The 24,953-nt window shown below is 39.8% G+C and carries 27 protein-coding genes; 19 read left to right on the top strand and 8 right to left on the bottom strand.

The window, feature by feature from the left end:
* Nucleotides 1–20: 20 nt before the first annotated feature.
* The 4 genes from KTJ10_RS12870 to KTJ10_RS12855 form a co-directional block, all read right to left on the bottom strand.
* The gene (locus KTJ10_RS12870) at nt 21–155 is read right to left on the bottom strand and encodes a hypothetical protein (RefSeq protein WP_262442144.1); all 135 of its coding nucleotides are present in this window, start codon (nt 153–155) and stop codon (nt 21–23) included.
* 133 nt (nt 156–288) lie between these two features.
* Nucleotides 289–1,005 (bottom strand): ribonuclease PH, encoded by a 717-nt coding sequence (gene rph / locus KTJ10_RS12865; protein WP_002120794.1) that lies wholly within the window; start codon nt 1,003–1,005, stop codon nt 289–291.
* Nucleotides 1,006–1,164: 159 nt separating this feature from the next.
* Nucleotides 1,165–2,307, bottom strand: a complete 1,143-nt coding sequence (locus tag KTJ10_RS12860; RefSeq protein WP_262442214.1) for a fatty acid desaturase family protein — start codon at nt 2,305–2,307, stop codon at nt 1,165–1,167.
* Between the two features lie 30 nt (nt 2,308–2,337).
* Nucleotides 2,338–3,363: a ferredoxin reductase gene (locus KTJ10_RS12855; RefSeq protein ID WP_262442143.1), complete on the bottom strand. Its 1,026-nt coding sequence runs from the start codon at nt 3,361–3,363 to the stop codon at nt 2,338–2,340.
* A 173-nt stretch (nt 3,364–3,536) separates the two neighbouring features.
* Between KTJ10_RS12855 and KTJ10_RS12850 the strand changes: the two genes are divergently transcribed.
* Both KTJ10_RS12850 and KTJ10_RS12845 read left to right on the top strand, forming a co-directional pair.
* Nucleotides 3,537–4,175: a TetR family transcriptional regulator gene (locus tag KTJ10_RS12850; RefSeq protein WP_262442142.1), complete on the top strand. Its 639-nt coding sequence runs from the start codon at nt 3,537–3,539 to the stop codon at nt 4,173–4,175.
* Between the two features lie 138 nt (nt 4,176–4,313).
* Nucleotides 4,314–4,961 (top strand): TetR/AcrR family transcriptional regulator, encoded by a 648-nt coding sequence (locus tag KTJ10_RS12845; protein WP_025464204.1) that lies wholly within the window; start codon nt 4,314–4,316, stop codon nt 4,959–4,961.
* 88 nt (nt 4,962–5,049) lie between these two features.
* On the opposite strand, the gene KTJ10_RS12840 is transcribed toward KTJ10_RS12845, so the two are convergent.
* Complete coding sequence (locus KTJ10_RS12840) at nt 5,050–5,667, bottom strand: thiol:disulfide interchange protein DsbA/DsbL (RefSeq protein WP_002120747.1); 618 nt, start codon at nt 5,665–5,667, stop codon at nt 5,050–5,052.
* Nucleotides 5,668–5,847: 180 nt separating this feature from the next.
* Between KTJ10_RS12840 and ubiG the strand changes: the two genes are divergently transcribed.
* The 12 genes from ubiG (at nt 5,848) to KTJ10_RS12780 (ending at nt 16,802) form a co-directional block, all read left to right on the top strand.
* Entirely contained in the window at nt 5,848–6,561 is a 714-nt protein-coding gene (gene ubiG / locus KTJ10_RS12835; protein ID WP_005804826.1) for a bifunctional 2-polyprenyl-6-hydroxyphenol methylase/3-demethylubiquinol 3-O-methyltransferase UbiG, read from the top strand.
* Complete coding sequence (locus KTJ10_RS12830; RefSeq protein ID WP_081035361.1) at nt 6,558–7,259, top strand: HAD family hydrolase; 702 nt, start codon at nt 6,558–6,560, stop codon at nt 7,257–7,259. Before ubiG ends, KTJ10_RS12830 begins: the two co-directional genes overlap by 4 nt.
* Nucleotides 7,260–7,327: 68 nt before the next feature.
* Nucleotides 7,328–8,074 carry a YciK family oxidoreductase gene (locus tag KTJ10_RS12825; protein WP_057085045.1) on the top strand — a complete coding sequence of 249 codons (747 nt, stop codon included), beginning with the start codon at nt 7,328–7,330 and terminating at the stop codon, nt 8,072–8,074.
* Nucleotides 8,075–8,291: 217 nt separating this feature from the next.
* Nucleotides 8,292–8,705: an RcnB family protein gene (locus KTJ10_RS12820; protein ID WP_009387402.1), complete on the top strand. Its 414-nt coding sequence runs from the start codon at nt 8,292–8,294 to the stop codon at nt 8,703–8,705.
* A 242-nt stretch (nt 8,706–8,947) separates the two neighbouring features.
* A complete protein-coding gene (locus KTJ10_RS12815; RefSeq protein ID WP_057085047.1) occupies nt 8,948–9,277 on the top strand; it encodes an RcnB family protein in 330 nt (109 codons plus the stop codon).
* A gap of 120 nt (nt 9,278–9,397) precedes the next feature.
* A complete protein-coding gene (argA, locus tag KTJ10_RS12810; protein ID WP_057085049.1) occupies nt 9,398–10,753 on the top strand; it encodes an amino-acid N-acetyltransferase in 1,356 nt (451 codons plus the stop codon).
* A 334-nt stretch (nt 10,754–11,087) separates the two neighbouring features.
* Nucleotides 11,088–12,056 (top strand): sulfonate ABC transporter substrate-binding protein, encoded by a 969-nt coding sequence (locus tag KTJ10_RS12805; protein WP_032063257.1) that lies wholly within the window; start codon nt 11,088–11,090, stop codon nt 12,054–12,056.
* A 72-nt stretch (nt 12,057–12,128) separates the two neighbouring features.
* Nucleotides 12,129–13,112, top strand: a complete 984-nt coding sequence (locus KTJ10_RS12800; protein ID WP_262442141.1) for a sulfonate ABC transporter substrate-binding protein — start codon at nt 12,129–12,131, stop codon at nt 13,110–13,112.
* A gap of 26 nt (nt 13,113–13,138) precedes the next feature.
* Nucleotides 13,139–14,314 (top strand): FMNH2-dependent alkanesulfonate monooxygenase, encoded by a 1,176-nt coding sequence (gene ssuD, locus KTJ10_RS12795; protein ID WP_231762202.1) that lies wholly within the window; start codon nt 13,139–13,141, stop codon nt 14,312–14,314.
* Nucleotides 14,311–15,108: an aliphatic sulfonate ABC transporter permease SsuC gene (gene ssuC / locus KTJ10_RS12790; protein ID WP_002120785.1), complete on the top strand. Its 798-nt coding sequence runs from the start codon at nt 14,311–14,313 to the stop codon at nt 15,106–15,108. The genes ssuD and ssuC overlap by 4 nt, the downstream gene beginning before the upstream one ends.
* Nucleotides 15,109–15,121: 13 nt before the next feature.
* Nucleotides 15,122–15,922 (top strand): ABC transporter ATP-binding protein, encoded by an 801-nt coding sequence (locus tag KTJ10_RS12785; protein ID WP_069141599.1) that lies wholly within the window; start codon nt 15,122–15,124, stop codon nt 15,920–15,922.
* Between the two features lie 259 nt (nt 15,923–16,181).
* A complete protein-coding gene (locus tag KTJ10_RS12780) occupies nt 16,182–16,802 on the top strand; it encodes a TetR/AcrR family transcriptional regulator (RefSeq protein ID WP_009387703.1) in 621 nt (206 codons plus the stop codon).
* A gap of 36 nt (nt 16,803–16,838) precedes the next feature.
* Here KTJ10_RS12780 and KTJ10_RS12775 read toward each other — a convergent pair whose 3' ends face one another.
* Together KTJ10_RS12775 and KTJ10_RS12770 are read right to left on the bottom strand one after the other, a co-directional pair.
* The gene (locus KTJ10_RS12775) at nt 16,839–17,405 is read right to left on the bottom strand and encodes a 5'-nucleosidase (RefSeq protein WP_262442140.1); all 567 of its coding nucleotides are present in this window, start codon (nt 17,403–17,405) and stop codon (nt 16,839–16,841) included.
* A gap of 80 nt (nt 17,406–17,485) precedes the next feature.
* On the bottom strand, nt 17,486–18,619 hold the full coding sequence (locus tag KTJ10_RS12770) for a TDT family transporter (protein ID WP_086266094.1): 1,134 nt from the start codon (nt 18,617–18,619) through the stop codon (nt 17,486–17,488).
* A 207-nt stretch (nt 18,620–18,826) separates the two neighbouring features.
* Between KTJ10_RS12770 and ribF the strand changes: the two genes are divergently transcribed.
* From ribF to KTJ10_RS12745, 5 genes are all read left to right on the top strand, one after another.
* Complete coding sequence (gene ribF, locus KTJ10_RS12765) at nt 18,827–19,828, top strand: bifunctional riboflavin kinase/FAD synthetase (RefSeq protein WP_032005779.1); 1,002 nt, start codon at nt 18,827–18,829, stop codon at nt 19,826–19,828.
* Nucleotides 19,829–19,889: 61 nt separating this feature from the next.
* Nucleotides 19,890–22,727, top strand: a complete 2,838-nt coding sequence (ileS, locus tag KTJ10_RS12760; protein ID WP_262442139.1) for an isoleucine--tRNA ligase — start codon at nt 19,890–19,892, stop codon at nt 22,725–22,727.
* Complete coding sequence (gene lspA / locus KTJ10_RS12755) at nt 22,720–23,250, top strand: signal peptidase II (protein WP_005804840.1); 531 nt, start codon at nt 22,720–22,722, stop codon at nt 23,248–23,250. Before ileS ends, lspA begins: the two co-directional genes overlap by 8 nt.
* A gap of 1 nt (nt 23,251) precedes the next feature.
* Complete coding sequence (locus tag KTJ10_RS12750) at nt 23,252–23,734, top strand: peptidylprolyl isomerase (RefSeq protein ID WP_086376339.1); 483 nt, start codon at nt 23,252–23,254, stop codon at nt 23,732–23,734.
* A gap of 137 nt (nt 23,735–23,871) precedes the next feature.
* Nucleotides 23,872–24,414, top strand: coding sequence for an NADPH-dependent FMN reductase (locus KTJ10_RS12745; RefSeq protein WP_199978338.1), 543 nt, complete (start codon nt 23,872–23,874; stop codon nt 24,412–24,414).
* A gap of 44 nt (nt 24,415–24,458) precedes the next feature.
* Here KTJ10_RS12745 and KTJ10_RS12740 read toward each other — a convergent pair whose 3' ends face one another.
* Complete coding sequence (locus KTJ10_RS12740; protein ID WP_262442138.1) at nt 24,459–24,770, bottom strand: ankyrin repeat domain-containing protein; 312 nt, start codon at nt 24,768–24,770, stop codon at nt 24,459–24,461.
* Nucleotides 24,771–24,953 lie beyond the last annotated feature (183 nt).

Below are 24,953 nucleotides of genomic sequence, written 5' to 3'. Positions count from 1 at the left end.
AGTTCTATCCTGAGTTCTTATTATGGTGCACAGTGCATTTTGCAATTACTGGTGGGCGGTGTTGTTGGCGATGAATTATCTGAGTCGTTATCATCGTTACAAGCACTGAGCATAAGCGCTAAAGATGTAATGAATAAAAGTGAAAGTTTTCGCATTGGTTTTTTCCAAACGGTTTAAATGCGAACTACTAATAAAGCGTAAAAGTGACAGGCAAGTGATGTTTTTATGTCGATTTGATGAAGGCATAAAAAAACGCATCCAAAGATGCGTTTTTTAGAAAGCGTAAAATTACCAGCCTAAAGCTTCTTGTTGCTTTTTAATGAGCTCGGCAATCCCTTTTTCAGCCATTTCTAACATGGCATTGCTTTGAGCGCGGGTAAACGGTTTGTCTTCGGCAGTACCTTGAATTTCAATAAACTCACCAGCTTGTGTCATTACTACATTTAAGTCAGTTTGACAGTTCGAGTCTTCTTCATAGCAAAGATCGAGCAACACTTCGTCTTGATACATACCGACAGAAATTGCAGCAACCAACCCTTTAAGCGGATCATGCTTAATTTTCTTTTGAGACAATAAAACATTCATCGCATCAACCAATGCTACAGCAGCACCAGTGATTGAAGCAGTACGCGTACCACCATCAGCCTGAATGACATCACAGTCGATAGTAATCGTGTTTTCACCAAGCTTTTTCAAATCAACCATCGCACGTAAGCTACGGCCAATCAAACGTTGGATTTCTTGAGTACGACCAGTTTGTTTGCCACGAGCCGCTTCACGGTCACAACGTGAATGTGTTGAACGCGGTAACATGCCATATTCTGCCGTTACCCAGCCTTGGCCTTGGCCTTTTAAAAAGCGTGGCACTGAGTTATCAATGCTTGCAGTACAAAGGACTTTGGTGTGACCAAATTCGACCAGCACAGAACCTTCAGCATAACGGGTGTAGTTTCGTGTAATTTTCACTTCACGTAATTGGTCTAATGCACGTTGGTCAATACGCATAATCCTTCCTAACTTCTCTTAAATACAAACTTGGGCATAGTATAGCAAAGGATTTTGACAGGTTGAGTTTATTCCCTACTTTCAAATGTAAGTCTGCAATTTTTATAATTCAAAAATAAAAATAGCCCCTAAAAAGGAGCTATTTTGAAATAATTTAGATTATGCAAACTTGAATTTTGCTTTTAACTTTTCCAATGTCTGCATCACTTTTCCAGTGGTATGGTTTGGCAGTGAACATTTCGCTAAACGTACCCATACACTCCAGAACTGGCGCATAAAGTTCGCTTCATTGTAGTTAATGCCATATTCTGCGCAAAGTGCTTTAATTTTCGGGGCTACTTCTTTATAGCGGTTAGCTGGCATATCTGGAAATAAATGGTGTTCAATTTGATGGCTTAAGTTACCACTCATAAAATGCAGCCATTCTGTACCACTAAAATTACTTGAACCACGAATCTGGCGTAAATACCACTCTGCCTTAGTTTCGGTATCAGTATTATCTGGTTCAAACGTTTCTGCATCTTCAGTAAAGTGACCATTAAAGATCACCGCAGATGACCACAAATTCCGAATAATATTGGCAACTACATTTCCTGCAAAAACTGGTAAAAACATAGGACCAGAGATGACAGGGAAAAACACATAGTCTTTTAAAACTTGGCGCGTTGCTTTTTTACGCACTTTAGCCGAATCTTTCCAAACCTGTTTCCAGCTCTTGGTTTTATAAACTAATGCATCTTCAAGATGTAAGTTTTGCACACCCACATACCATTCAAAGAAAAACATTAACTGTAGACCTAGAGGAATATTAAACAGGTGGCGAGGTTCCCACTTCTGTTGATCACTTACTCGCAAAATACCATAACCAACATCATGGTCTTTACCGACAATATTGGTATAGGTGTGGTGCACATAGTTATGTGTTTCACGCCAGTCATCACCCGATGCAATGGTATCCCAATCGTAAGTATTACCATTCAGACTTGGTTCATTTAACCAGTCAAACTGACCGTGCATAACGTTATGACCAAGTTCCATATTTTCTACAATTTTAGAAATACCTAATAAGCCTGTGCCTAGTAGCCAAACAGGCGGAATCCAACCACCAAACATCAACATGCCACGTGATGCGATTTCGGTATAGCGAACAAAATTACGTACTTTGTAGATATATTTTGCATCTTGCTCACCAAGACTTTGCATAACGTCTTGACGAATCTGCTCAACACGGCGACCAAACTCTTCAATCTGTTCAGGGGTTAAATGAGCAGATTTAGAAGCTATAGAAACTTTTAATGCCATATTCATAGGGTTAATCCTCTGTAATTCTTTTTATAGATCAATCGTGACTGGGCTTAATGCCTGACTCACGCATAGTTTAATTGGACGGTTCGGTTGGTCTTCAATTTCACCTGTTAACAGGTTTTGAGTAACTCCGCTCACTTTGGTACAACTGCATTTATTACAAACACCCATACGGCAGCCATGTTGCGGACGTAAACCTGCCTGCTCTGCACTGCTCAGTAAATTCGTTTCAGCTAAAAACTCGTGTTGCGCACGGCGGAAAATAACAGGCTGTGCTGCATGTGTACCAGTCACTTGAAGTGGTTGGAAATATTCTTGGTGAAGCTGAGACTGAGCACCTTTTTGCGCATAAATTTCATTCGCCTGCTGCATCATACCGTGATGACCACAAACATAAGTTGCTGTCTGCTCGAAATCTGGAACCAGCTTTTGCAGTAAGCTTTTAGTTAAATGCTGTTTTTGCTCGCTGGTATTAAAAAAGTGATATTGAAGCTGTGGGTGCTGTTCTGCCAAAGCTTTTAATTCAGCATGAAAAATTTCCGCACGATTAAAATAAATGACATGAATTTGTTCAAGCTGCTGTTTCAAAGCTTGCTGCAAGAGTGAATAAATTGCAGTAATGCCACTTCCTGATGCAATTAAAATGGCAGGCTGTTGACCTTGATGCAAAGTGAAATCACCTTGTGGCTGTGAAATTTCAACACACTCACCCACATGTAACAGTTGAGCTGCACGAGACACCAAGCCTTGGACTTTAATACCTAAAGCAATTTCACCTTGCGTTGTCACTTCAATAATCGAGTAACTACGTTGTTGATAAACGCCATCGATAAGTAAAGTCAGTAAAATACTTTGACCCGCTCGAACCTGATCGAAATTAAAATTACGATTTGGTTTAAGTCTAATGAGCACCATATCGGTATGCAGTGGCTGAACTGCAGTAACTTCTGCAAGTACCCTTTTCCACGCCCAAGTCACGTTAATTTTCTGCAAGACAAAATCAACGAAATCTTCTCGAACCCAATGTGGTTGATAGCTAAGTGTTGCGTTCATACGTTCCTCTTTTGTATCTGGCTATTTATTTGAGTGAACACATGTTCGTATAGTGAACATATGTACACTATATTTATAACTGTTCACTCAGTCAACACTTGTTCACTATTTTTTTTATGAAAGTTTGCTCTTTTTTGTTAGACTTTGGCTCACGGTTTAAATAGGTTCTTTTAATGTCGATACGCGATGAACGAAAGCAGCAAAGTCGTCAGGCACTTCTCGATGCAGCCTTGCATCTAAGCACGTCTGGGCGTTCGTTCAGTAGTATCAGTTTGCGTGAAGTTGCACGTGAGGTAGGCTTAGTACCGACAGCGTTCTACCGCCATTTTCAGGACATGGATGAGCTCGGCAAGGAATTGGTCGATCAAGTTGCCCTACATTTAAAAAGTGTCTTACATCAACTCGGTCAAAGTTATTTACAGCACAAGTCTGCTAAAACCCAAACCAGTATTGAGCTATTTGTGCAGGCGGTGAATCATAGCCCTAAGCAATGGCAATTTATGATTGCTGAACGTTGGGGCGGCTCAGAAACAGTCCGTGCAGCAATTGCACGAGAAATTGAATTTCTGATTGAAGATCTAACAACTGATCTTACGAAACTTGAAAATTTTAAACATATTCAAAACTCTCAAGACTTAAATGTCTTATCTACCATTTTGACTAATATGTCATTTACATGGGCAATGACGTGGCTCAACCTATCGAAACAATATCAAGGTGAACAGCTCAAGCTGCAACAAACTGTCTTTATTGAAAATGCTTCTACACAAGTTCGCTTACTCTTTAGAGGGATTGCAAACTGGGAACGATAGAAGCGGCAAATGACAAAAAACAGGTTATGTGGTAATACGTAAAGAGAGAAAGAAAAAGGCTAAAAATTTCGAGAAAAGTCTTTTTCTTTTTTACAGGAAGTAAACTATTAGTTAGGCCAAACTGGTGTGGGAATACCTATGAATCTTGATCGTCATACACAGTTTTTGATGCGTAAAGAAAAAATTCTGAGCGTGGCAGAAAAGTTGTTATTAGAAAACAATCAGGAAATTACTCTAGACGAGTTAGTGGCCGAGCTAGATATTGCTAAAGGCACACTTTATAAGCATTTTAGAAGTAAAAATGAGCTTCTACTTGAGCTCATTATTCAAAATGAAAAGCAAATTTTAGAAATTTCTAAAAAATATAATACAGATTTCAAAGAGTATGCTCCTCATTACATGCTTCATCATTTACTTGCACCAGGTAAAACGATTCTATTGCATCAACTTGAAGAAAATCTGACGATGACAGAGTCTAAGTTGAAGCATCTTTTCGAAGAGCTGTATGAAATTCGACAGCAGCGTATTTTGGCAATTAAAGATATTACCGAAAAGTATTTAAAATCATTAAATTATGACATGTCGATTCGTGATTATTTGTCTTATATCTGGTCACTGACTTATGGTGCATCACTACTTTTAAATTCTACTTATTATCAGCGTTCGATTGGTTCTCGCCAAAAATTAATTAATTTATATATTAATCAAGCATTATCACTGCCGACTCAAACCGCTAATTTTGACGTTTTAAATTTTCAAATTGAAGATGAAAACCAGAAAAATTAATTGAATTATTTCGTGATAATTAACGATAAATTAAATATAAAAATGGGCTTCATCTGAAGCCCATTTTTTGAAGTAAAGCCTAAACAACTTATTTTGCTTTACGTTCTTTCTCAATTAAATAATTAAGAACTTGAGTAACTTTACCATCTTCACCCTGCACAACATATTTACCATTCACGACCACTGCAGGTACGCCTGTTAATTGGTACTGTTGAGCAAGTTTATTTGACTCAGCAACTTTTGCCGTCACAGCAAACGAGTTATAAGTACTATTAAATTTCTGCTCAGGTACGCCATAACGAGTAAAGAATTTCGCAGCAGAAGCCTGATCAAAAATTTGTTGACCGTTCACCTGAATCGCATGGAATAGTGGTAAATGCGTGCGCTTACGTACACCTAATGCCTCAGATGTATAATACGTACGCGCCCCTTGCTCCCACATTTTATTCATTGCAGCAGGTGTACGTACAAAACGTACATCTTTAGGAATCTGTTTTAACCACGTTTGCATATGTGGTTCAAGTTTAAAACAGTGTGGGCATCCATACCAAAAGAACTCTCGAACTTCGATTTTCCCCGGAACTTCCACTTTGCCTGGATTGGCAATCACGGTGTAGTCTTTACCAGCAACAAAATCTGCTGCCATTGCACTACCCGATACGGCCATAATTGCTGCACTCAAACCACCCAAAACCAATTTTTTCATTGCTACAGCTTTTCCTCTAAGTTGTTATGCATTAGCTTATGCCCTAAATATAAAACAAATATGCTAAATTCGTTTTGCTTCTGTGAAGTTTTTTATTGGGTTTATCGCTTTTTTCCCAATAATCGCTACACTAACGGCGAACTACATCCAAAAAGATAACTCAAGTTTAGAGGTAGCACCATGTCGCAATTGAATGTTGATTTACAAGAAATCGCAAAGTTTGAAGCACTTGCTGCCAAATGGTGGGATCAACATTCTGAATTTCGCCCACTTCATCAAATCAATCCTTTACGTCTAAACTGGATTGATGAACGTGCAGGCGGTCTTGCTGGTAAAAAAGTACTTGATGTCGGCTGCGGCGGCGGCATCTTGGCCGAAAGCATGGCACGCCGTGGCGCAGATGTATTAGGCATTGATATGGGTGAAGCACCTCTAGCTGTCGGCCGTTTGCATGCTCAGCAAGAAAATGTTCAAAATATTGAATATCGTCAAATTCCTGTAGAAGAATTAGCACAAGAACAAGCAGGTCAATACGACGTGGTGACTTGTATGGAAATGATGGAACACGTTCCAGATCCGGCATCTATTGTAAAAGCTTGTCAGGCTCTGGTTAAACCGGGCGGCCATGTGTTCTTCTCGACCATTAACCGTAACCCAAAATCTTATTTATTTGCCATTATTGGTGCAGAGTACGTACTACGCATGTTGCCAAAAGGTACACATGATTATCATAAATTTATTCGACCATCTGAAATGGCACATGATATTCGTAATGCAGGCCTTACGTTAAAAGAAATGACTGGACTACATTACAACCCACTGACCAAGCATTACTGGTTAGCGCCAAATGTTGACGTTAACTATATGGTTCATACGATTAATACAGGTGCATGATGAAAGCTGTTTTATTTGATTTAGACGGTACGCTTATCGATACAGCTGCGGATTTCATTCGTATTATTCAGCAAATGTGCCGTGATGCAAGACGCCCTGTTGTAGAAGCCGATCTTATTCGCACTCAGGTGTCTGAAGGCGCACGTGCGATGGTGAAATTGGTTTATCCAGAGCTGGATATGGCCAATCCAATTTTCTTGGCACATCGTCAAAACTTTTTAGATATTTACGGCAATAATATTGTGGTTGATACAGATCTGTTTGAAGGTATGTATCCACTCTTAGAAGAGTTAGAAGCTGCGCAAATTCCGTGGGGTATTGTGACCAACAAACCACGCGGTTTAAGTGAATCTCTTTTAGAAAAGTTAAATCTGACAGAACGCTGTGCGGTTTTGGTATGTCCTGAAGATGTCAGTAAAACCAAACCAGACCCTGAACCAATGTATTTGGCTGCTAAACAGTTAAATATATCAGCAGATGAAATTATTTATGTAGGTGATCATCCACGTGATATCGATGCTGGTCGCAATGCCAATATGTACACTATTTTGGCTGCGTACGGTTATTTGCCTATTGAACACCGTGATGATTTAGCCGCTTGGCAGGCCGATTCGATTGTAAATACAGTGACAGAATTACACGATATGTTACGTCAAAAGCTTCCTGCTCTACAGGAAAATCAGCGTATGATAAGTTAACTTAAGAGTTTTATAGACTTTTTTAACGGCTATTTGTTTTATCAATATAAAAAGAAGGAGGTTTACCAATGAAATATTCAGAATACCAACCTCGTCCAGATCTACTCAAAGATCGAATTATTTTAATTACCGGTGCTGGTGATGGAATTGGGCGAGCTGCAGCTCTAAGTTATGCCCTACATGGTGCGACTGTTGTCCTGCATGGTAGAACCTTAAATAAACTTGAAGTGATTTATGATGAAATTGAAAGTCTAGGCGCACCTCAGCCCGCGATTTTACCATTACAACTTTCAAGTGCCTCTGACCGTGATTATGACTTTTTAGTCGATACACTTGAAAAGCAATTTGGACGTCTAGATGGTATTTTGCATAATGCCGGTATTTTAGGTGAGCGTGTAGAGCTAGCACATTATCCTACCGAAGTATGGGATGACGTGATGGCAGTTAACTTACGAGCTCCTTTTGCCCTGACTCAAGCTTTATTGCCACTTTTGCAAAAATCAGAAAATGCCTCTGTCGTATTTACCAGTTCAGGTGTAGGTCGTGAAGCACGTGCTTTATGGGGCGCATACTCTGTCTCAAAAGTTGCCATTGAAGCAGTGAGCAAAATTTTTGCAGCGGAGAATACTTATCCAAATATTCGCTTTAACTGCATTAATCCAGGCGCAACACGTACTGCAATGCGTGCGAAAGCTTACCCACAAGAAGATCCGAAAACCTTACCTACACCAGAGTCGATCTTGCCAGCCTATCTCTATTTAATGGGTGAAGATAGCTTGGCACTCAATGGTCAAAGTATTGATGCGCAGGATTAAAAAGTTAAAGATGAAAAGCTAGATTAAATTACGGCCAATCATCAAATCTGGCTTGCCTATACCTGAAAAGATATATACAAGCCTTTTTTATTATTGATAAAAACTCTTGATCTATCCGTAATTTTAATTGAACCATTAAATGATCTTCACAGTTTCTCTGCATTTTGCGCGTAGAGTATTCAACATGAGAGACATCAGATGTAAACGAGGATGCATCATGAAAAAGTTGTTCACCATCTTAGCCCTTTGCATAACCGTACTGACCACAAGTATGGCAAGCTTTGCCGATCCTCCATTTGACCGAGGCCATGGTCCCAAAGGACCTAAAGGTGGAGGGCCACGCGGTGAGTGGAATGATCGTGGGCCAGGATTTGGACGTGATCATGATGAGGATCGTATCCGTGACGAACGCCGTATGCGCGAAGAGCGTGGCTTTGAACGCTTAAAACAACATCGCTGGCAGCCTGGCTATGTTATGCCACAGCACTATCGTGGTAATGGCTATAAAGTCGACTATAAAGACAGTAACTTGCCGAAACCAGGCCGTAATCAGCAATGGTACAAAATCAACAATGACTATATTTTAGTCGACACAGACTCTAATAGCATTGTGAGTATTCGTGGTTTTTAAGGCGATAGGCCCTCGCTATCGCTGAGTAAAAAAAGGATAAAGCCTTTGGGTTTTATCCTTTTTTTATTGTTTATCTATCTTAAAAATACAAGCTTTTTTATATTTTCACTTTAGATATTTTCTTAATTTCTTCTTATTTCACAATTAGTTTTCACATTTATTCTTCTTAGCCTCCACGATTTATCTGCAATTGTTCACTAATCTTTAGTTATTGAAATTTAGCTCATCATTCGAGGTTCACAATGAAAAAATTAACAACAGCGATTGTTCTTTCACTTAGTGGTTTAGTTGCAACAACAGCAATGGCAGCACCAAATGATCATAATCATCATGGCAACTATCAAAACCATGAAGTAAAAACAGTTAAAGTGATTAAAAAAGACGACCATCGTAATGCGTGGAGAGTAGGTCAGGTTGTACCGCATGAGTATCGACATTCACGTTACGTGATCGACTATCGTCAACACCAAAAATTGACTAAACCGGGTCGCTATCAAAAATGGTATAAAGTGAACGGAACTTACGTATTAGTGAATGAACAAAGTCATAAAATCATTAGAGTTGTTCACTAATCAAAAAAAATTTAAACACCCAAATTTCAATTTGGGTGTTTTTTTATCTAAAACATGCGGCTTTAGTCTTTTTTGTTTAGAATCATCTTTATATCTTTTTGCTGTTGATTCGAGATCGGTATGCCAAGTAAGCCTGAAAGTAAGTCGCATAATAACACCCAGCATTATGTACACTGGTTTCGACACTCAGCGCCCTACATTAATGCTCACCGCGATAAAACATTTGTGTTGATGTTTGGTGGTGAAGCAGTCCGACATCCTAATTTCGAACATATCATTCATGATATTGCTTTATTACATTCTCTTGGCATCCGCTTAATCTTAGTTCATGGCGCACGTCCACAAATTAATCAAAATCTTAAAGAAAAAGGAATCGAAACTCCTTTTTATGACAACAGCCGTATTACCACACGTGAATCTTTAAGCTGTGTCATGAGTGCTGTAGGTTCTATTCGCCTTGAAATTGAAGCATTACTTTCTATGGGCTTAGCAAACTCGCCAATGTACGGCGCTCGCATAGATGTGGTATCAGGTAATTTTGTGACTGCTAAACCTTATGGTATTCGTGATGGCATGGATTTCCAGCTCACAGGTGAAGTTCGTTCTATCGATACCGATGCGATTGATCGGCATCTCGACAACCATAATATTGTACTGCTAGGACCAACAGGTTACTCCACTACAGGTGAGGTATTTAACTTAAGAGCTGAAGAGGTGGCAACTAAAACAGCAACTTACTTAAAAGCAGATAAACTCATTTTTCTTGGGGAGCAACAAGGATTACTGAATGAAGATGAGCAAATATTACGTGAATTAAGCCCACATCAACTGGACTACTATATTCAACAATACCAAACCCTTAGCCCAACACTTACTTTACATTTGCAACAAGCAAAAAAAGCGTCTTTATCAGGCGTACACCGTGTTCATCTTATTTCTTATGCCTATGATGGTGCACTAATTGAAGAGCTATTCACTCGTGATGGTGTTGGTACCATGATTACCGATGCGCATTATGAAGAAGTTCGCATGGCCAACATTCAAGATGTGGGCGGTTTAATGAATTTATTACGTCCATTAGAAGAAGAAGGTATCTTGGTTTATCGTTCACGTGAACGTTTAGAGCAAGAGATTAGCCAGTTCGCTGTTATTGAGCGCGATGGTACGATTCTAGCGTGTGCTGCACTTTATCCAATTCCAACAGAATTTAATGAAACACGTTCAGCAGAAATTGCCTGCGTCGCAGTACATCCAAGTTATCGTAAATCGAACCGTGGCAGCCAAATTTTGCAATTCCTTGAAGAAAAGGCAAAAGAACAAGGTATTCGTCAATTATTTGTTTTAACGACTCGGACAGCTCACTGGTTTTTGGAGCATGGTTTTCATCAAGTTACTGTTGATGACTTACCCAATGCTCGTCAGGCACTCTATAACTATCAGAGAAATTCTTTAGTCTTTAAAAAACCACTTCCTTAGCCTTTGCTATTTTTAAGATATTCTTATTTCAGATAAGCTTAGTTCAAAAAGTACAACCGTAAACACGATTAATTTATGGTTGTACTTTTTTTAAAATCTATTTTTTTAAGATTTTAATATTTTTTATTTTATTTACATCAACTTACTCGCAATTCATTAAATATATTTCTATTAGATAAATCATTTTTTCGCATAAGTTTATAGTCTATTGTGTTTAGCTTTTTTTTGCATAAATAAAGACCGAATACTTATTTTTTCTGAAATAAAAATCCATTTAGGGTATCTGCTCATCCAATTATTTTTTCTTTTTCTCTTTCGGGGAGCACGAAATCTCATGGCACTTTTCAACACCACTTCATGGGCAAAATATTCAGTCATCGCAGCCAGCCTTGCAGGAGTGATGATGTTAAGTGGTTGTGCCAAAAAAGAGGAACAAGCCACCACAACTTTAAATATTGGCTACCAAAAATATGGGATTCTTCCTATTTTAAAGGCTCGTGGTGACTTAGAAAAAGCATTAAAAGAACAAGGCGTGCAAGTAAAATGGGTTGAGTTCCCTGCTGGCCCTCAATTGCTTGAAGGTTTAAACGTAGGAAGTGTTTCGCTGGGGGAAGCTGGTGAAGCACCACCGATCTTTGCTCAGGCTGCCAATCCAAATTTAGTCTATGTCGCAAACCAACCTGCTGCGCCAAAAGCTGAAGCACTATTGGTACAAAAAGACTCTCCAATCCAATCTATTAAAGATTTAAAAGGCAAACGTGTTGCTCTTAACAAAGGCTCGAATGTTCATTACCTATTGTTAAAAGTTTTAGAAGCCAACAACTTAAGCTTAAGTGATATTCAACCAGTTTATTTACCGCCATCAGACGCTCGTGCTGCCTTTGAAAAAGGTGCAGTCGATGCATGGGTCATTTGGGACCCGTTCTTTGCAGCGGCTGAACATCAAATTCAGGCCCGAGTTTTAGCAACAGGTGAAAACTTGGTGAGTAATCATCAGTTCTATTTAGCTGACCGTAAATTTGCAGAAAATAATCCGAAAGTACTCAACACTGTTGTACAGACACTTAACCAGACCACTGAGTGGGTAAGTTCACATCAGGATGAAGCTGCCAAGTTACTCGAAAAACCTACCGCACTTGAGTTTGATGTACTCAAAACTTCCATTTCACGTATGGGTTTTGGAGTGCAGCCAATATCTGACAAGGTGGCACAAGAACAACAATATGTGGCTGATGCTTTTTATGCACAAAAGCTCATTCCAAACAAACTCACCATTCAAGACGCCATTTTAAAACTGAAATAACCCCAGCTTGGGCACAGCTTAAATAACGATATAAATGCTGTGTCTTGCCTCAAGGGGAACAAGGATATCAATATGCAACATCAGTCATTATTTAGTAAGAGTCAGTGGACACAATTAATTAAGCGCCTCAGTGCAGTCACTGTATTAGGCTTAACAATCGCAGCGCCAGCTTGGGCAATTGATCCAACTGTGAAAGAACTTCGTATTGGTTTTCAAAAAAGCTCGATTAACTTTGCAATTGCCAAACAGCAAAAGCTATTTGAGCAAGAATTCCCAAGTGCAAAAATTACTTGGAATGAATTCCCTGCTGGTCCACAAATTTTAGAAGCATTGGCTGTTGGCTCACTCGATGTCGGCGTTACTGGAGATACACCTCCTGTCTATGCACAAGCGGCTGGCAAGCCTTTATATTACATTGCTTATGAAGCGGCTAAGCCATTGGCATCGGCAATTCTAGTTCCCAAAAACTCGCAACTCAAACAGCTTAAAGACCTTAAAGGCAAACGTATTGCGCTGCAAAAAGGTTCAAGTTCACATTACTTACTTGTACAAGCCGTACGTAAAGCAGGCCTAAACTGGAGTGACATTACTCCGATCTGGCTTACTCCTGCCGATGCTCGCGCAGCATTCCAAAAGGGTGCTGTTGATGCATGGGCAATTTGGGATCCTTACTTTGCTTCAGCACAACTAGAAGACCAAGCGCGTGTTCTTGCATCGGGTAAAGGTTTAAGCCCGAACTATACATTTTATTTAGCAGCTCCAAATTTTGTTAAACAACATCCTAAAGCTGTTTCAGGGCTCATCAAACAAATCAATCAAGCTGACAAATGGGTTCAAAGCCATCAAGCAGAAACGGCAGGTGCGATTGGCCAAAGCACAGGACTTAAGCCTACAACCAGTGATTTATTCATTAAACGACGTCCACGCCCATCATCGGCAGCTCCACTCAGCAGCAAAGTGATTGCTGAGCAGCAGCAACTCGCAGACATTTTTACTCAACAAGGCATCATTCCAAAACCAATCAGCATTAAACAAGCTGTTTGGGATGCCAAGTAATTTCAATAGACATATAGGTAATGCACATGAAAATTTTCTGGTTTATTCCTACCCACGGTGATAGTCGCTATTTAGGTACAAGTAAAGGCGCTCGTCAGGTTGACCATGCCTATATGAAGCAAATTGCTGTGGCAGTAGATAATTTAGGTTACGAAGGTGTACTTATTCCAACAGGCCGTTCATGTGAAGACCCTTGGATTACGGCGGCTAGCCTAATTGATGCAACTCAACACCTTAAATTTTTAGTTGCATTACGACCAGGTGTAACGACACCAGCGTTGGCAGCACGTATGGCTGCAACGTTTGACCGTTTGTCGAATGGCCGTGTGTTACTCAACTTAGTGACTGGTGGTGATGAAGCAGAACTACGCGGTGATGGCTTATATGAAGATCACTCAACACGTTATCAAACTGCTAATGAATACGTAAAAATCTGGCGTGAGATTTTGACACGCTCACATACAGGTGAAGCTTTTACATTCCACGGTGAACGCTTACAAGTGGATGATGCAAAACTACTTTACCCACCTGTTCAAAAGCCTTATCCACCACTTTGGTTCGGCGGCTCTTCAGACGTCGCTGTCGATCTTGCAGCTGAGCAAGTCGATACTTACCTCACTTGGGGGGAACCACCAGAAGCTGTCAAACAAAAGATCGAACATGTTCGTGCTAAAGCTGAGACTAAAGGTCGTAAATTAACTTACGGCATTCGCTTGCATGTGATTGTTCGTGAAACCAACGAACAAGCTTGGGCAGCAGCTAACGAGCTTATCCAATATCTTGATGATGCGACTATTGCTGCCGCACAGAAAAAATTTGCACAAATGGACTCTGTAGGCCAACAACGTATGGCGGCTCTCCACGGCGGCAACAGAGACAAGCTTGAAGTATCTCCAAACCTTTGGGCAGGTATTGGCTTAGTCCGTGGTGGTGCTGGAACAGCTCTTGTAGGTGATCCTGAAACAGTTGCTGCTCGCATTCAGGAATATGCTGACTTAGGTATTGATACCTTCATTTTCTCAGGCTATCCACACCTTGAAGAATCAATCCGTTTTGCAGAATTGGTATTCCCGTTATTACCAATTGAAACTCGCGCTAAACTTGCTCAGCCAAATTTAACCGGTCCATTCGGGGAAATTATTGCCAACAATTATGTTCCAGACGAGAAGAAGCAAAATAGTTCCGTCAAGGAGCCTGCATGAGCAAAGCTGAAAGTGTTGTTTCACGTGGAACAAAACAAATCGGGCAGCGTTTGCTGCCTTGGATTTTCCCTATTCTTCTATTAGTTGTTTGGCAAATTGCCTCAAGTTCGGGTCTTTTAGAAAGCCGTATTTTACCTGCACCTACTGCTGTAGTTTCCGCTTTTTGGCATCTACTGGTGAGTGGTGAACTCTGGCAGCACGTTAAAGTAAGTGCAGGACGTGCTTTACTAGGGTTGTTGATTGGCGGTGGCTTAGGCTTGTTATTGGGTCTACTCAACGGGTCTTCGCGTTTCGCCTCTACCCTGCTCGATACGACCTTACAAATGATTCGTAACATCCCTGCCTTAGCACTTATCCCACTTGTCATCTTGTGGTTCGGCATTGATGAAACAGCAAAATTATTTTTAGTCGCAGTAGGTGTTTTCTTCCCGATTTATATTAATACCTATCACGGTATTCGGTCAGTTGATCCTCAATTAATTGAAATGGGCAAAAGCTATGGACTTTCACGTTGGCAGCTCTATAAAGAAATTATCCTACCAGGTGCGATGCCTTCTATTTTAGTGGGTTTACGCTTTGCTTTAGGTTTGGTTTGGGTATTGCTCATTGTTGCTGAAACCATTTCGGCTCAAGCAGGTATTGGTTATATGACCATGAATGCACGTGAGTTTTTACAAACGGATGTAGTTCTGGTCGGTATTCTTCTGTACGCCTTACTAGGCAAACTGGCAGATGTTTTAGCACAGCTTTTGGAACGCTATTTACTACGTTGGCATTCTGGATATCAGAAATAAGGGAGCTTACAACATGACAAATCTGAATTTAAATATTAATCAGAATGAAGTGCAGCTCATTCCGGAAGAACCAACAGAATCTCAAGAACCTGTATTAGGAGCAGAGATTCTGATTGAGCAACTTTATAAATTTTATGGTGAGGTAAAGGTCCTCGAAGATCTTGATCTACATATCCAGCCGGGCGAGTTTTTAGCAATTGTTGGCCGAAGTGGTTGTGGCAAAAGTACGTTACTACGTTTAATTGCCCAACTTGAAAAAGCCAGTTTTGGGGAAATCAAATTTAAATCTGCCCGACATTTACGTGAAGGCATTACAAACGATGATATTCGAGTAATGTTCCAAGATCCTCGTTTACTTCCTTGGAGAAATATTCTTCAAAATGTTCAACTTGGGTTACCAAAATCACAACATGCTTTGGCAGAAGAATTACTAGAAAAAGTCGGTTTAAAAGAAAAATCTGGGCAATGGCCTTCCCAACTCTCAGGCGGTCAACGTCAGCGTACAGCTTTAGCACGTGCACTTTCGCATACACCCCGCATATTATTGTTAGATGAGCCGTTAGGTGCATTAGATGCTCTAACTCGGCTTGAGATGCAAAGCTTGATTGAACGTTTATGGAAAGAGCAAGGCTTTACTGCAATTTTGGTCACACACGATGTGAGTGAAGCAGTGCAATTGGCTGACCGTATTATCTTATTAGATAAGGGCAAAATTGCTCAAAGTTTCCAAGTTAATTTGCCGCGTCCGCGTAAAAAAAGTATTACTTTTGCTCAGCTTGAGCAACAAGTACTCGATGCGGTTTTAGCAACTTAAGGTTGCGATGAGCAATGAGAATATTTCAGCCGAAAAATGCCCAATTTACGAGCAATAAAACTGCTGTTTTATTGCTCTTTTTTAGGGCGAAAATAAAAAAATATTTTTAAGAATAACAATAAACTAGTGAATCTCTCTATTTTTTGCACAATAGTATATCTATTACGCAAATAACTAGCTGTTTTTTGATTAAAAAAGCAAGACACCTGTGCACAAATCAAACAATTTCCCTTACAATGGGAATATTATTTTTTTAATTATGCAGCAGATGGAACAAAAAAAGAGTACCCAAAAGCGCAATCAGCTTCTTGCTGCGGCCCTTGACGTCTTTTCAGTCTATGGGTTCAGTGGAGCAAGTCTGGATGAAATTGCCCAACTCGCCGACATGCATAAGTCGAATATTTTCTATTACTATGAAAATAAAGAGTCTTTATATGTAGAAGTGCTCACAACCGTTTTACAAAAATGGTTGGCCCCATTACAAACTTTAGAAGCTGAATTAGAACCAGCCGAAGCCTTATCTCACTATTTAATTCAAAAAATCGAACTGTCTCGTAGCCAACCGAAAGCATCAAGATTGTTTGCACTAGAAATTATTCAAGGCGCTCCACATATTTTACCAATACTGAAAGGGCCTTTGAAAAAGCTATTTAAGCGCAAAGCCAAGGTCATTCAGACTTGGCAAGAAGAAGGAAAGATTTCCCCAGATATCGACCCAGAATTATTAATCTTAAATATTTGGGGCCTTACGCAAAACTATGCAGATTTTGCAACTCAAATGGAAATGGTGACCGGTAAAACGCTTCGTAACCGCAGTATGTTCCAGCGTTCGATTGAGCATACAGTCCACCTGATGCTCTACGGCGTATTGCCTCGTTAAAACAAAAAAAAGATCGGCAAATTTGCCGATCTTTTTTTAGAAATGGTTTTGATAAAGAGCTAAAAGTTTCTGGGCGCCTAACAATAAATTTTCTTCCCAATCCAGATGCGCGGTGTCATCTGCCCCATCAGTAATATACTTCACCGAAATTAGTCGTACGCCTAACTTATGGCATACTTTGGCTAAAGCATAGCCTTCCATATCCACGACATCACACGCGACTTTTGGATGACCTGTTTCAAATGAGTCTCCAGTTCCACAAATTGCTTTTGGCAAATCAGCAAAATGTGTTTGAAGATGAATTTCAGCTGGCAAGTGATCATCTAACGGCGTTACTCCTACTTCAAAACCTAAGGGAGAAACATCCATATCACGTTGTACAAAAGTTTTTACTTCGACCAAATCATGTCGTTTAAATGCAGAGCTTCCAGCTGTACCGAGGTTAATTAAAGTTTTGCATCCTGTTTTTTGAATAACTTCAAATGCTTTAAAGGCAGCATTAATCTTACCAATACCACTGTAATGGACTTCTACACCTGCGTGTTCAAATAAACCCTTAGATTCATTAGGAAGTGCCATAATTAAAGCAATATCAGTGTTCATTCAAAAAGCTCAAATCAAAATTAAATAAGTTAGAAAATAAGTATAAATCAGGTGCAAAAGCTTTTTGCACCTTTTCATCATTACTGCACTTTTTGTTGTAAAGCGATTAAACACGGTGAAAAGAACAGTTGACCGCTATATGCGCCTGCAAGCGTTTTCTTCATTACCACGCCCCACATTGCCAATAATAAAAAACTCAATGCCACAGCAACGTATTGTAAAAATACAACTTCAACCTGATGTCCTAAGTTAAATAGGGCGAGAATAAATACGCCTAATGGAAAAGTTAAGCCCCACCAGCCCAAGTTAAATGGAATACCTGTCTTTGCGTGCCGAAGCGTTGTTAAAATCGCAAGACCAAGCCACCATAACCCAAAGCCTAAAAGCACGAGACTACCTACAACTCCTAAGGCTTGAAAGATATTCGCAAATTGGTCAAATCCTACGTTTGGCGCTACTCTTTGTGCCTGCTGCCCTAATAACAATAAACCTAATGCACCTGTACCAATCGGGCCTAAAGAGAGCCAGCTAGAAATAGCGACTTCTTTTTCAGGTAACTGATGCAAAGCCATACGCAACATTAAAATTGTCAAAATAGCGAATGCTGGTAAAACAGAGATTCCCCAGAGCACATAACCAGCCAGTAATAGATGAAAGCTGTGCACATCTGCTGGTAAATGTGCAACCAACATCCCCGCAGAACTTGCTGCTACTTCACAAGCAACTACAGGTAAAAGCCAGATTGCGGTCATCGTATGTAACTGATGGTTCTGACGGCTAAACATGCAAAACGGCACAATCCACGCAATTGCTAGCGCTAAAAAGACATCGATGTACCATAAAGCTTGGGCGATATGGATTGCGACTTCACCGTAAAGCCCAAAACCGAAGCTTAGAAACCCGTTTAATATCGTTGCGAGCCCCATCGGGATAGCCCCTAAAAACAAGCTCATATTTGGATGATTAAAAATTTGCTTCGCCTCATGAGGGAAAAGAAACCACCGCAATAAATAAAGAACTGAAAAAACACTGAATAAGACAATATTAAATTGCCATAACCAAGTTGCTAACGTGAATAAAAAAGATTGAGCAAATGGCAGCTGGATTAAAATCATACTCACCACGCCAGTACCCATAGTCGCTGTAAACCAATTTGGGGTAAAATGTCGTATAACATCTTTGCTTTGATTTAATTGATAAAAGGGTTTTTTCATCTTAGTTCTCTAATCAAAGAGTGGATAAAGGCATAGTAGAGCAAACCATTAATAAGCAAAATTGATTTATTTTTATTTAATTCATCAGTGTTTTAAATATAAAAATATTCATATTGAAAAATAACTGAGTAAAAACACAACAACAAGACGAATCTGTGAGATTATGGCAATATATAGCCCTTGCAAAAATAGCCATATTTTAAGTTCATGAAACTGCTTCGTCTTAATGCGTTATCGCCCAATTTTCAGTTACCTCCAACAGCGGTAACTATTGGTAATTTTGATGGTGTCCATTTAGGCCACCAAGCGATGATTGCTCAACTCAAAAACATTGCTGCAGCACAAGGCTTAAAAACACTGGTCATGATTTTTGAGCCACAACCGCTTGAGTTCTTCAAAGGTTACGATGCACCTCCTCGTATTAATTCATTACGGGAAAAAGTTGAATACCTAGCTGAGCTTGGCGTTGACTATATTGCGGTTGCTAAATTTGATGAACATTTCCGTAGCATGAGCGCATCTGCCTTCGCAGATTTATTAAAAAATAAATTAAATGCCCAGTCATTAGTTTTAGGGGATGACTTTCATTTCGGTAAAGACCGCCAAGGCAATAGTGAATTTTTAAAAGATTATGGCTTCCAAGTCACAAATTTACATACCATTGAACTTGAAGGTGAACGCGTAAGTTCAACCCGTATTCGCCAAGTACTTCAAGTGGGTAATCTCGCTTTAGCAGCTAAATTATTAGGCCGTCCGTACAGTATTACTGGACGTGTCCAATATGGCGACCAAATTGGACGAACTCTTGATTTTCCAACCATTAATGTTCGTCTCAACCGCCACAAACCTTGTTTAAACGGTATTTATGGCGTTGAAGTCATTTGCGAAACAACTTCACTCACTGAAAAAGTACGCCAAGAAACACCAGAGAAACCGGGAATTGCCGGATATCATGAAAATAGCCTCTATGGCGCAGGTCATGTCGGTACACGTCCCGCCATTCAGCAAGAACATCCAGAATGGAGATTAGAAGTACATTTCCCTGATGTTTCTGCTAATCTGTATGGCTTATTTATGCGGGTGACTTTTCTTCACTATCTTCATGGTGAATTGAACTACCCTTCGCTTGAGGCACTTAAGGCAGGAATTGATAATGACGTGCAACAGTTACGACAATATCGTAACGACACGACACAATTTCCTTTTTAATTCGAATTTTGATTGTAAAACATGTCAGCTCCCAAGCTGATTAAACTGGAAGAAAACTTGCATGAGCGATAAGCAAACTCCTGAGAATGCAGTGGACTACAAAGCCACGCTAAACCTGCCGGATACTCAATTTGCAATGAAAGCAAATTTGGCAGTACGTGAAGTGAAATGGTTAGAAGAGTGGTATACCGACAACATTTATCAGCAGATTCGTGCATCGCGTATTGGCAAGAAAAAATATATTTTGCATGATGGCCCTCCATATGCGAACGGTACAATTCACTTGGGTCACGCGGTCAATAAAGTACTCAAAGACGTTATTGTAAAAAGCCGTACGCTTTCAGGTTTTGATGCACCATATGTTCCAGGTTGGGACTGTCATGGCTTGCCAATCGAACTAAAAGTCGAAGAGAAAGTGGGTAAAGTGGGCGAAAAAGTTGACGCAGCAACTTTCCGTAAACTTTGCCGTGAATACGCGCTAAAACAAATTGATTTACAGCGTACTGACTTTAAACGTCTTGGTATTTTAGGTGATTGGGATAATCCTTATCTCACCATGAATTACAAACAAGAAGCCGATATCGTTCGTGCTCTAGGTCTCATCCAGAAAAATGGCCATATCCAGCCAGGCTTAAAGCCAGTGAACTGGTGTATGGACTGTGGTTCAGCTCTTGCTGAAGCAGAGGTTGAATACGAAGATAAAAAATCTGACGCAATTGACGTTGGATTTGGCGTTGTCGATCTAAAAGATTTAAGTGCTCGCTTAAACATAGAAGTTCAAGATCCGACAGATATCGTGATCTGGACCACTACACCTTGGACATTACCAGCTAACCAAGCAGTTGCGTTGCATGCCGAAATTGAATATCAATTGGTACAAGTGACAACTGAGCGCGGTAAGCAAAACTTCATTCTTGCTAAAGACCTAGTTGCTTCTGCGATTGAGCGTTACAAGCTTGAAAATCCAGTTGTTTTAGCTGATTTTACAGGTTCGGCTCTTGAAAACCTTACCTTACAACACCCTCTACTTACTGATCGTCAAGTTCCGGTTATTTTAGGTGAACACGTTATCGCAACAAGCGGTACAGGTGCCGTACATACAGCACCTGGCCATGGTGCAGACGACTATAAAGTAGGTCTTCAATACAACCTTAAAGTAGATAACCCAGTGGGTGGTAACGGTGTTTATCTTCCAACTGCTCCAATCTATGCTGGTGAGCACATCTATAAAGCCAATCCAAAGATTATCGAAGCTTTGGGCGCTGTAGGCCGTTTATGGGCTCATCAACCAATTAAACACAGCTACCCACACTGCTGGCGCCATAAGACTCCTATTATTTTCCGTGCTACACCACAATGGTTCATTAGCATGGATCAAAAAGGGTTACGTGAAGGTGCGCTTAATGCTATTGAAAATGATATCGAGTTTGTACCGAACTGGGGTAAAAACCGTATTGAATCAATGATCGAAGGTCGTCCGGACTGGTGTATTTCACGTCAACGTACTTGGGGTGTTCCAATTCCATTCTTCGTTCATAAAGATACGAACGAATTACATCCGCGTACACCTGAACTCATCGAAGAAGTTGCTCAACTGATCGAAGAAGAAGGCATTGAAGCATGGTTCAAACGTGAAGCAAAAGACTTCATCGGTGAAGATGCTGAACAATATAACGCTGTTCGCGATACACTCGATGTATGGTTCGACTCTGGTACAACGCATTACGCTGTACTTGAGCAACGTGATGAATTAGAAAGCCCTGCCGATTTATATTTAGAAGGTTCAGACCAACACCGTGGTTGGTTCCAATCTTCTTTATTAACGTCTATGGCAATTCACAATCGTGCACCATATAAGGCCTTGTTAACACATGGTTTTACAGTGGATGAAAATGGTCGTAAGTTATCAAAATCTTTAGGTAACTATATCCCACTTGAAGAAATCATCAAACAGCTTGGTGCCGATGGTTTACGTCTATATGTAGCTTCTAGTGACTACCGTTATGAAATCGCAGCATCGAAAGAAATCTTTAGCCGTGTAAGTGATAGCTATCGTCGTATTCGTAATACTCTACGCTTCTTACTTGCCAATCTAAATGGTTTCAAACCAAGTACTGATGCTTTGGACGTAGATGACCTTATTGCTCTAGATCAATACATCTTACAGCGTGCAAATGAAGTACAACAAACTATTATCACTGCCTATGAAGAAATGAACTTCCATGTGGTGTGTAGTGCGTTAACGAGCTTCTGTATTAATGACTTAGGTGGTTTCTACCTAGACATTATTAAAGATCGCCAATACACCACTAAAGCGGATTCTCAGGCACGTCGTTCTGCTCAAACAGCGCTTTACCATATTGTCCAAGCATTTATTCGTTGGATGAGCCCAATCCTAAGCTTTACCGCTCAAGAAGCTTGGCCACTGATTCCAGAACAAACTGAAAAGTATGTATTTACATCAGAATGGTATGACTTGCCTGTTTCATCAAAAGCAAACTTGCTTTCTGAAGAAGATTGGCAAACATTGATTAGCGTAAAATCTGCAGTAAATAAACAGATTGAAGCAGCACGTAACGCTAAACTTGTCGGCAGTAATCTTTCAGCCAAAGTTGAACTTTGGGCAAGTGAATCATTACAAACAGTTTTAAACCAACTGGCTGATGAACTCCGTTTTGTTCTTATTACTTCGCAAGTAGTAGTACATCCATTTGCTGAGCGAGGTGAAGCAACTGAAATGGAAGGCTTACGTGTACAAATATCTGCAGCTGAAGGTGAAAAATGTGCACGTTGCTGGCACGTTCTTCCAGATGTAAATACACATGCCGATCATCCTGGTTTATGTGGTCGTTGTATTGTGAACGTCACTGGTCGTGGCGAAGTGAGAAAATATGCCTAATTCACAAGCTAAAAAAGGCTTATTCCAGTTTTATCCACATAATCTGATTTGGCTTGGACTTTCTGTCCTTGCCATTGTATTGGATCAATGGACAAAATGGATTGCAAGTACACATCTCAACTATGCAGATCCTGTACCAGTACTTCCATTTTTAAACTGGACACTATTACATAACTATGGTGCAGCTTTTAGCTTTTTATCTGATGCAGGAGGATGGCAGCGCTATTTCTTCACATCTTTAGCGGGCTTAGTTTCAGTACTTTTTGTATTTTGGTTAATGCGTATGCCTAAAAAAATGGTGGTACTACCTGTAGCCATCGCTTTAATTTTAGGTGGAGCTTTAGGCAATTTAATTGACCGTATTACCCTAGGTTATGTGGTCGATTTCATTCATGTTTATTACCAAAATCATCACTTTCCAGCTTTTAATATTGCGGACAGTGCCATCACCCTAGGTACGATTTTGCTACTCATTGATACATTCTTCCTTGAGAAGCAACGTAACCAAAATTCGGATGCATAATATGACCGAAATTATTCAACCTAACGAAGAAATTCGTATCCAAGAAGGTTCTAAAGTCGATCTACACTTTTCTGTAGCTATCGAAAATGGTGTAGAAATTGACAATACACGTAGCCGTGAAGAGCCAGTTAGTCTGACGATTGGTGACGGAAACCTTTTACCAGGTTTCGAAAAAGCATTATTCGGTTTACGTGCGGGTGACCGCCGTACAGTACACCTTCCACCAGAAGATGCTTTTGGTCCGTGGAATCCAGAAAATGTTCAAACTTTCGATACAATTAAGTTTGAGCAACGCCCTATTCCTGGTCACATGATCGAATTTGAAGATAAGGCAAAAACCACCTTATTCGGTGTAGTAAAATCAGTTAATGATGACATTACAGAAATTGATTTTAATCATCCATTAGCTGGGAAAAATATTACCTTTGAAGTGGAAATATTCAAGGTTACTCCTGAAGGCCAACAAGGCATTAAGCTAATGTAAATAAAAAAGCCCTCTAAATGAGGGCTTTTTTATGATTCAATTTTTATTAGAGACATAAGAATCCTTACAAATTCTATATTCTCTCCTACCTATATAATGAATTAAGTTATAAAGATAAAAATTCTTAGGAAAAATACATGCTGGTCTATATTATCGTAGGAAGTGTTCGTGAAGGACGTACAGCAATTAAAGTTGCCAATTGGCTAGAATCCACAATTCCATCATTTAATCTAGAAGATTTTCAGACAGAAGTAATTGATTTAAAAGAATGGAATTTACCGTTATTTTCAGGCTCTCACCCACCTGCTACCGGGATTTATGATCAACCTAAACAACAAGAATGGGCAGACAAAATTGCTCAAGCAGACGCATTTATTTTTATCAGTCCAGAATACAATCATGGTTACAGTCCAGCCTTAAAAAATGCTTTGGACTATTTAGGCAAAGAGTGGAGTGGTAAACCTGCTGCATTTATTGGCTATGGGTCAACAAATGGCTCTCGCTCGATTAGCCAAATACGTCAAGTCACCTCAAGTTTAAGTATCATTGATCCAAATGCTGTAATAGAGATAAGAGATATATTTAAACGTAATAAAGATGAAAAATTCGAAGCTAATGAGTTTGAAGTAAAAGGTCTTCAATCCATTGTTGAGAAACTACAGAAATATCATTTGTCTTAATTGAACAAAAGGCCCCTTTTCCCAACAAAAGAGGCTTTTTAATTTTATAAACTCTTTAAATATTCCACTACATCAGTATTACCCGCCATTTCTGCAAGTTGTAGTGCTGTATATTCGCTTTTATAAGCAACATTCGCCCCTTTTTCAACTAAGAGTTGAACTATCTCTAAATGGTCATTCTCAGCAGCTGCTTGTAGAACACTATATCCCTCATCATCTGTCTGATTAGGATCTTCTCCCTCTATTAGTAATTCTTTTACTTGATCTATATCACCTAGAGATGCCCAATAAATCAATGCAGGCAAAGATAGCTCTTCATCATCTTCAGGTATTGGAGAGAAAGAATTGATTTTCATGGACGCACCCAAAAATAATAGAGTTTATCATTATATTCATAGAATACAGCCAGAATACAAATCTAATTTTGGATCTATCTTTTATAAAAATTAAATACCACGCATAAAAAAACACCCCCATTCATTGGAATGGGGGTGTTTAGAATAATGAGCTGGCGATGACTTACTCTCACATGGGTAACC

The organism is Acinetobacter sp. WU_MDCI_Abxc222 (assembly GCF_025514755.1).
Taxonomy (GTDB): Bacteria; Pseudomonadota; Gammaproteobacteria; order Pseudomonadales; family Moraxellaceae; genus Acinetobacter; species Acinetobacter geminorum.
This window is presented reverse-complemented; position numbering and strand designations above follow the sequence as displayed.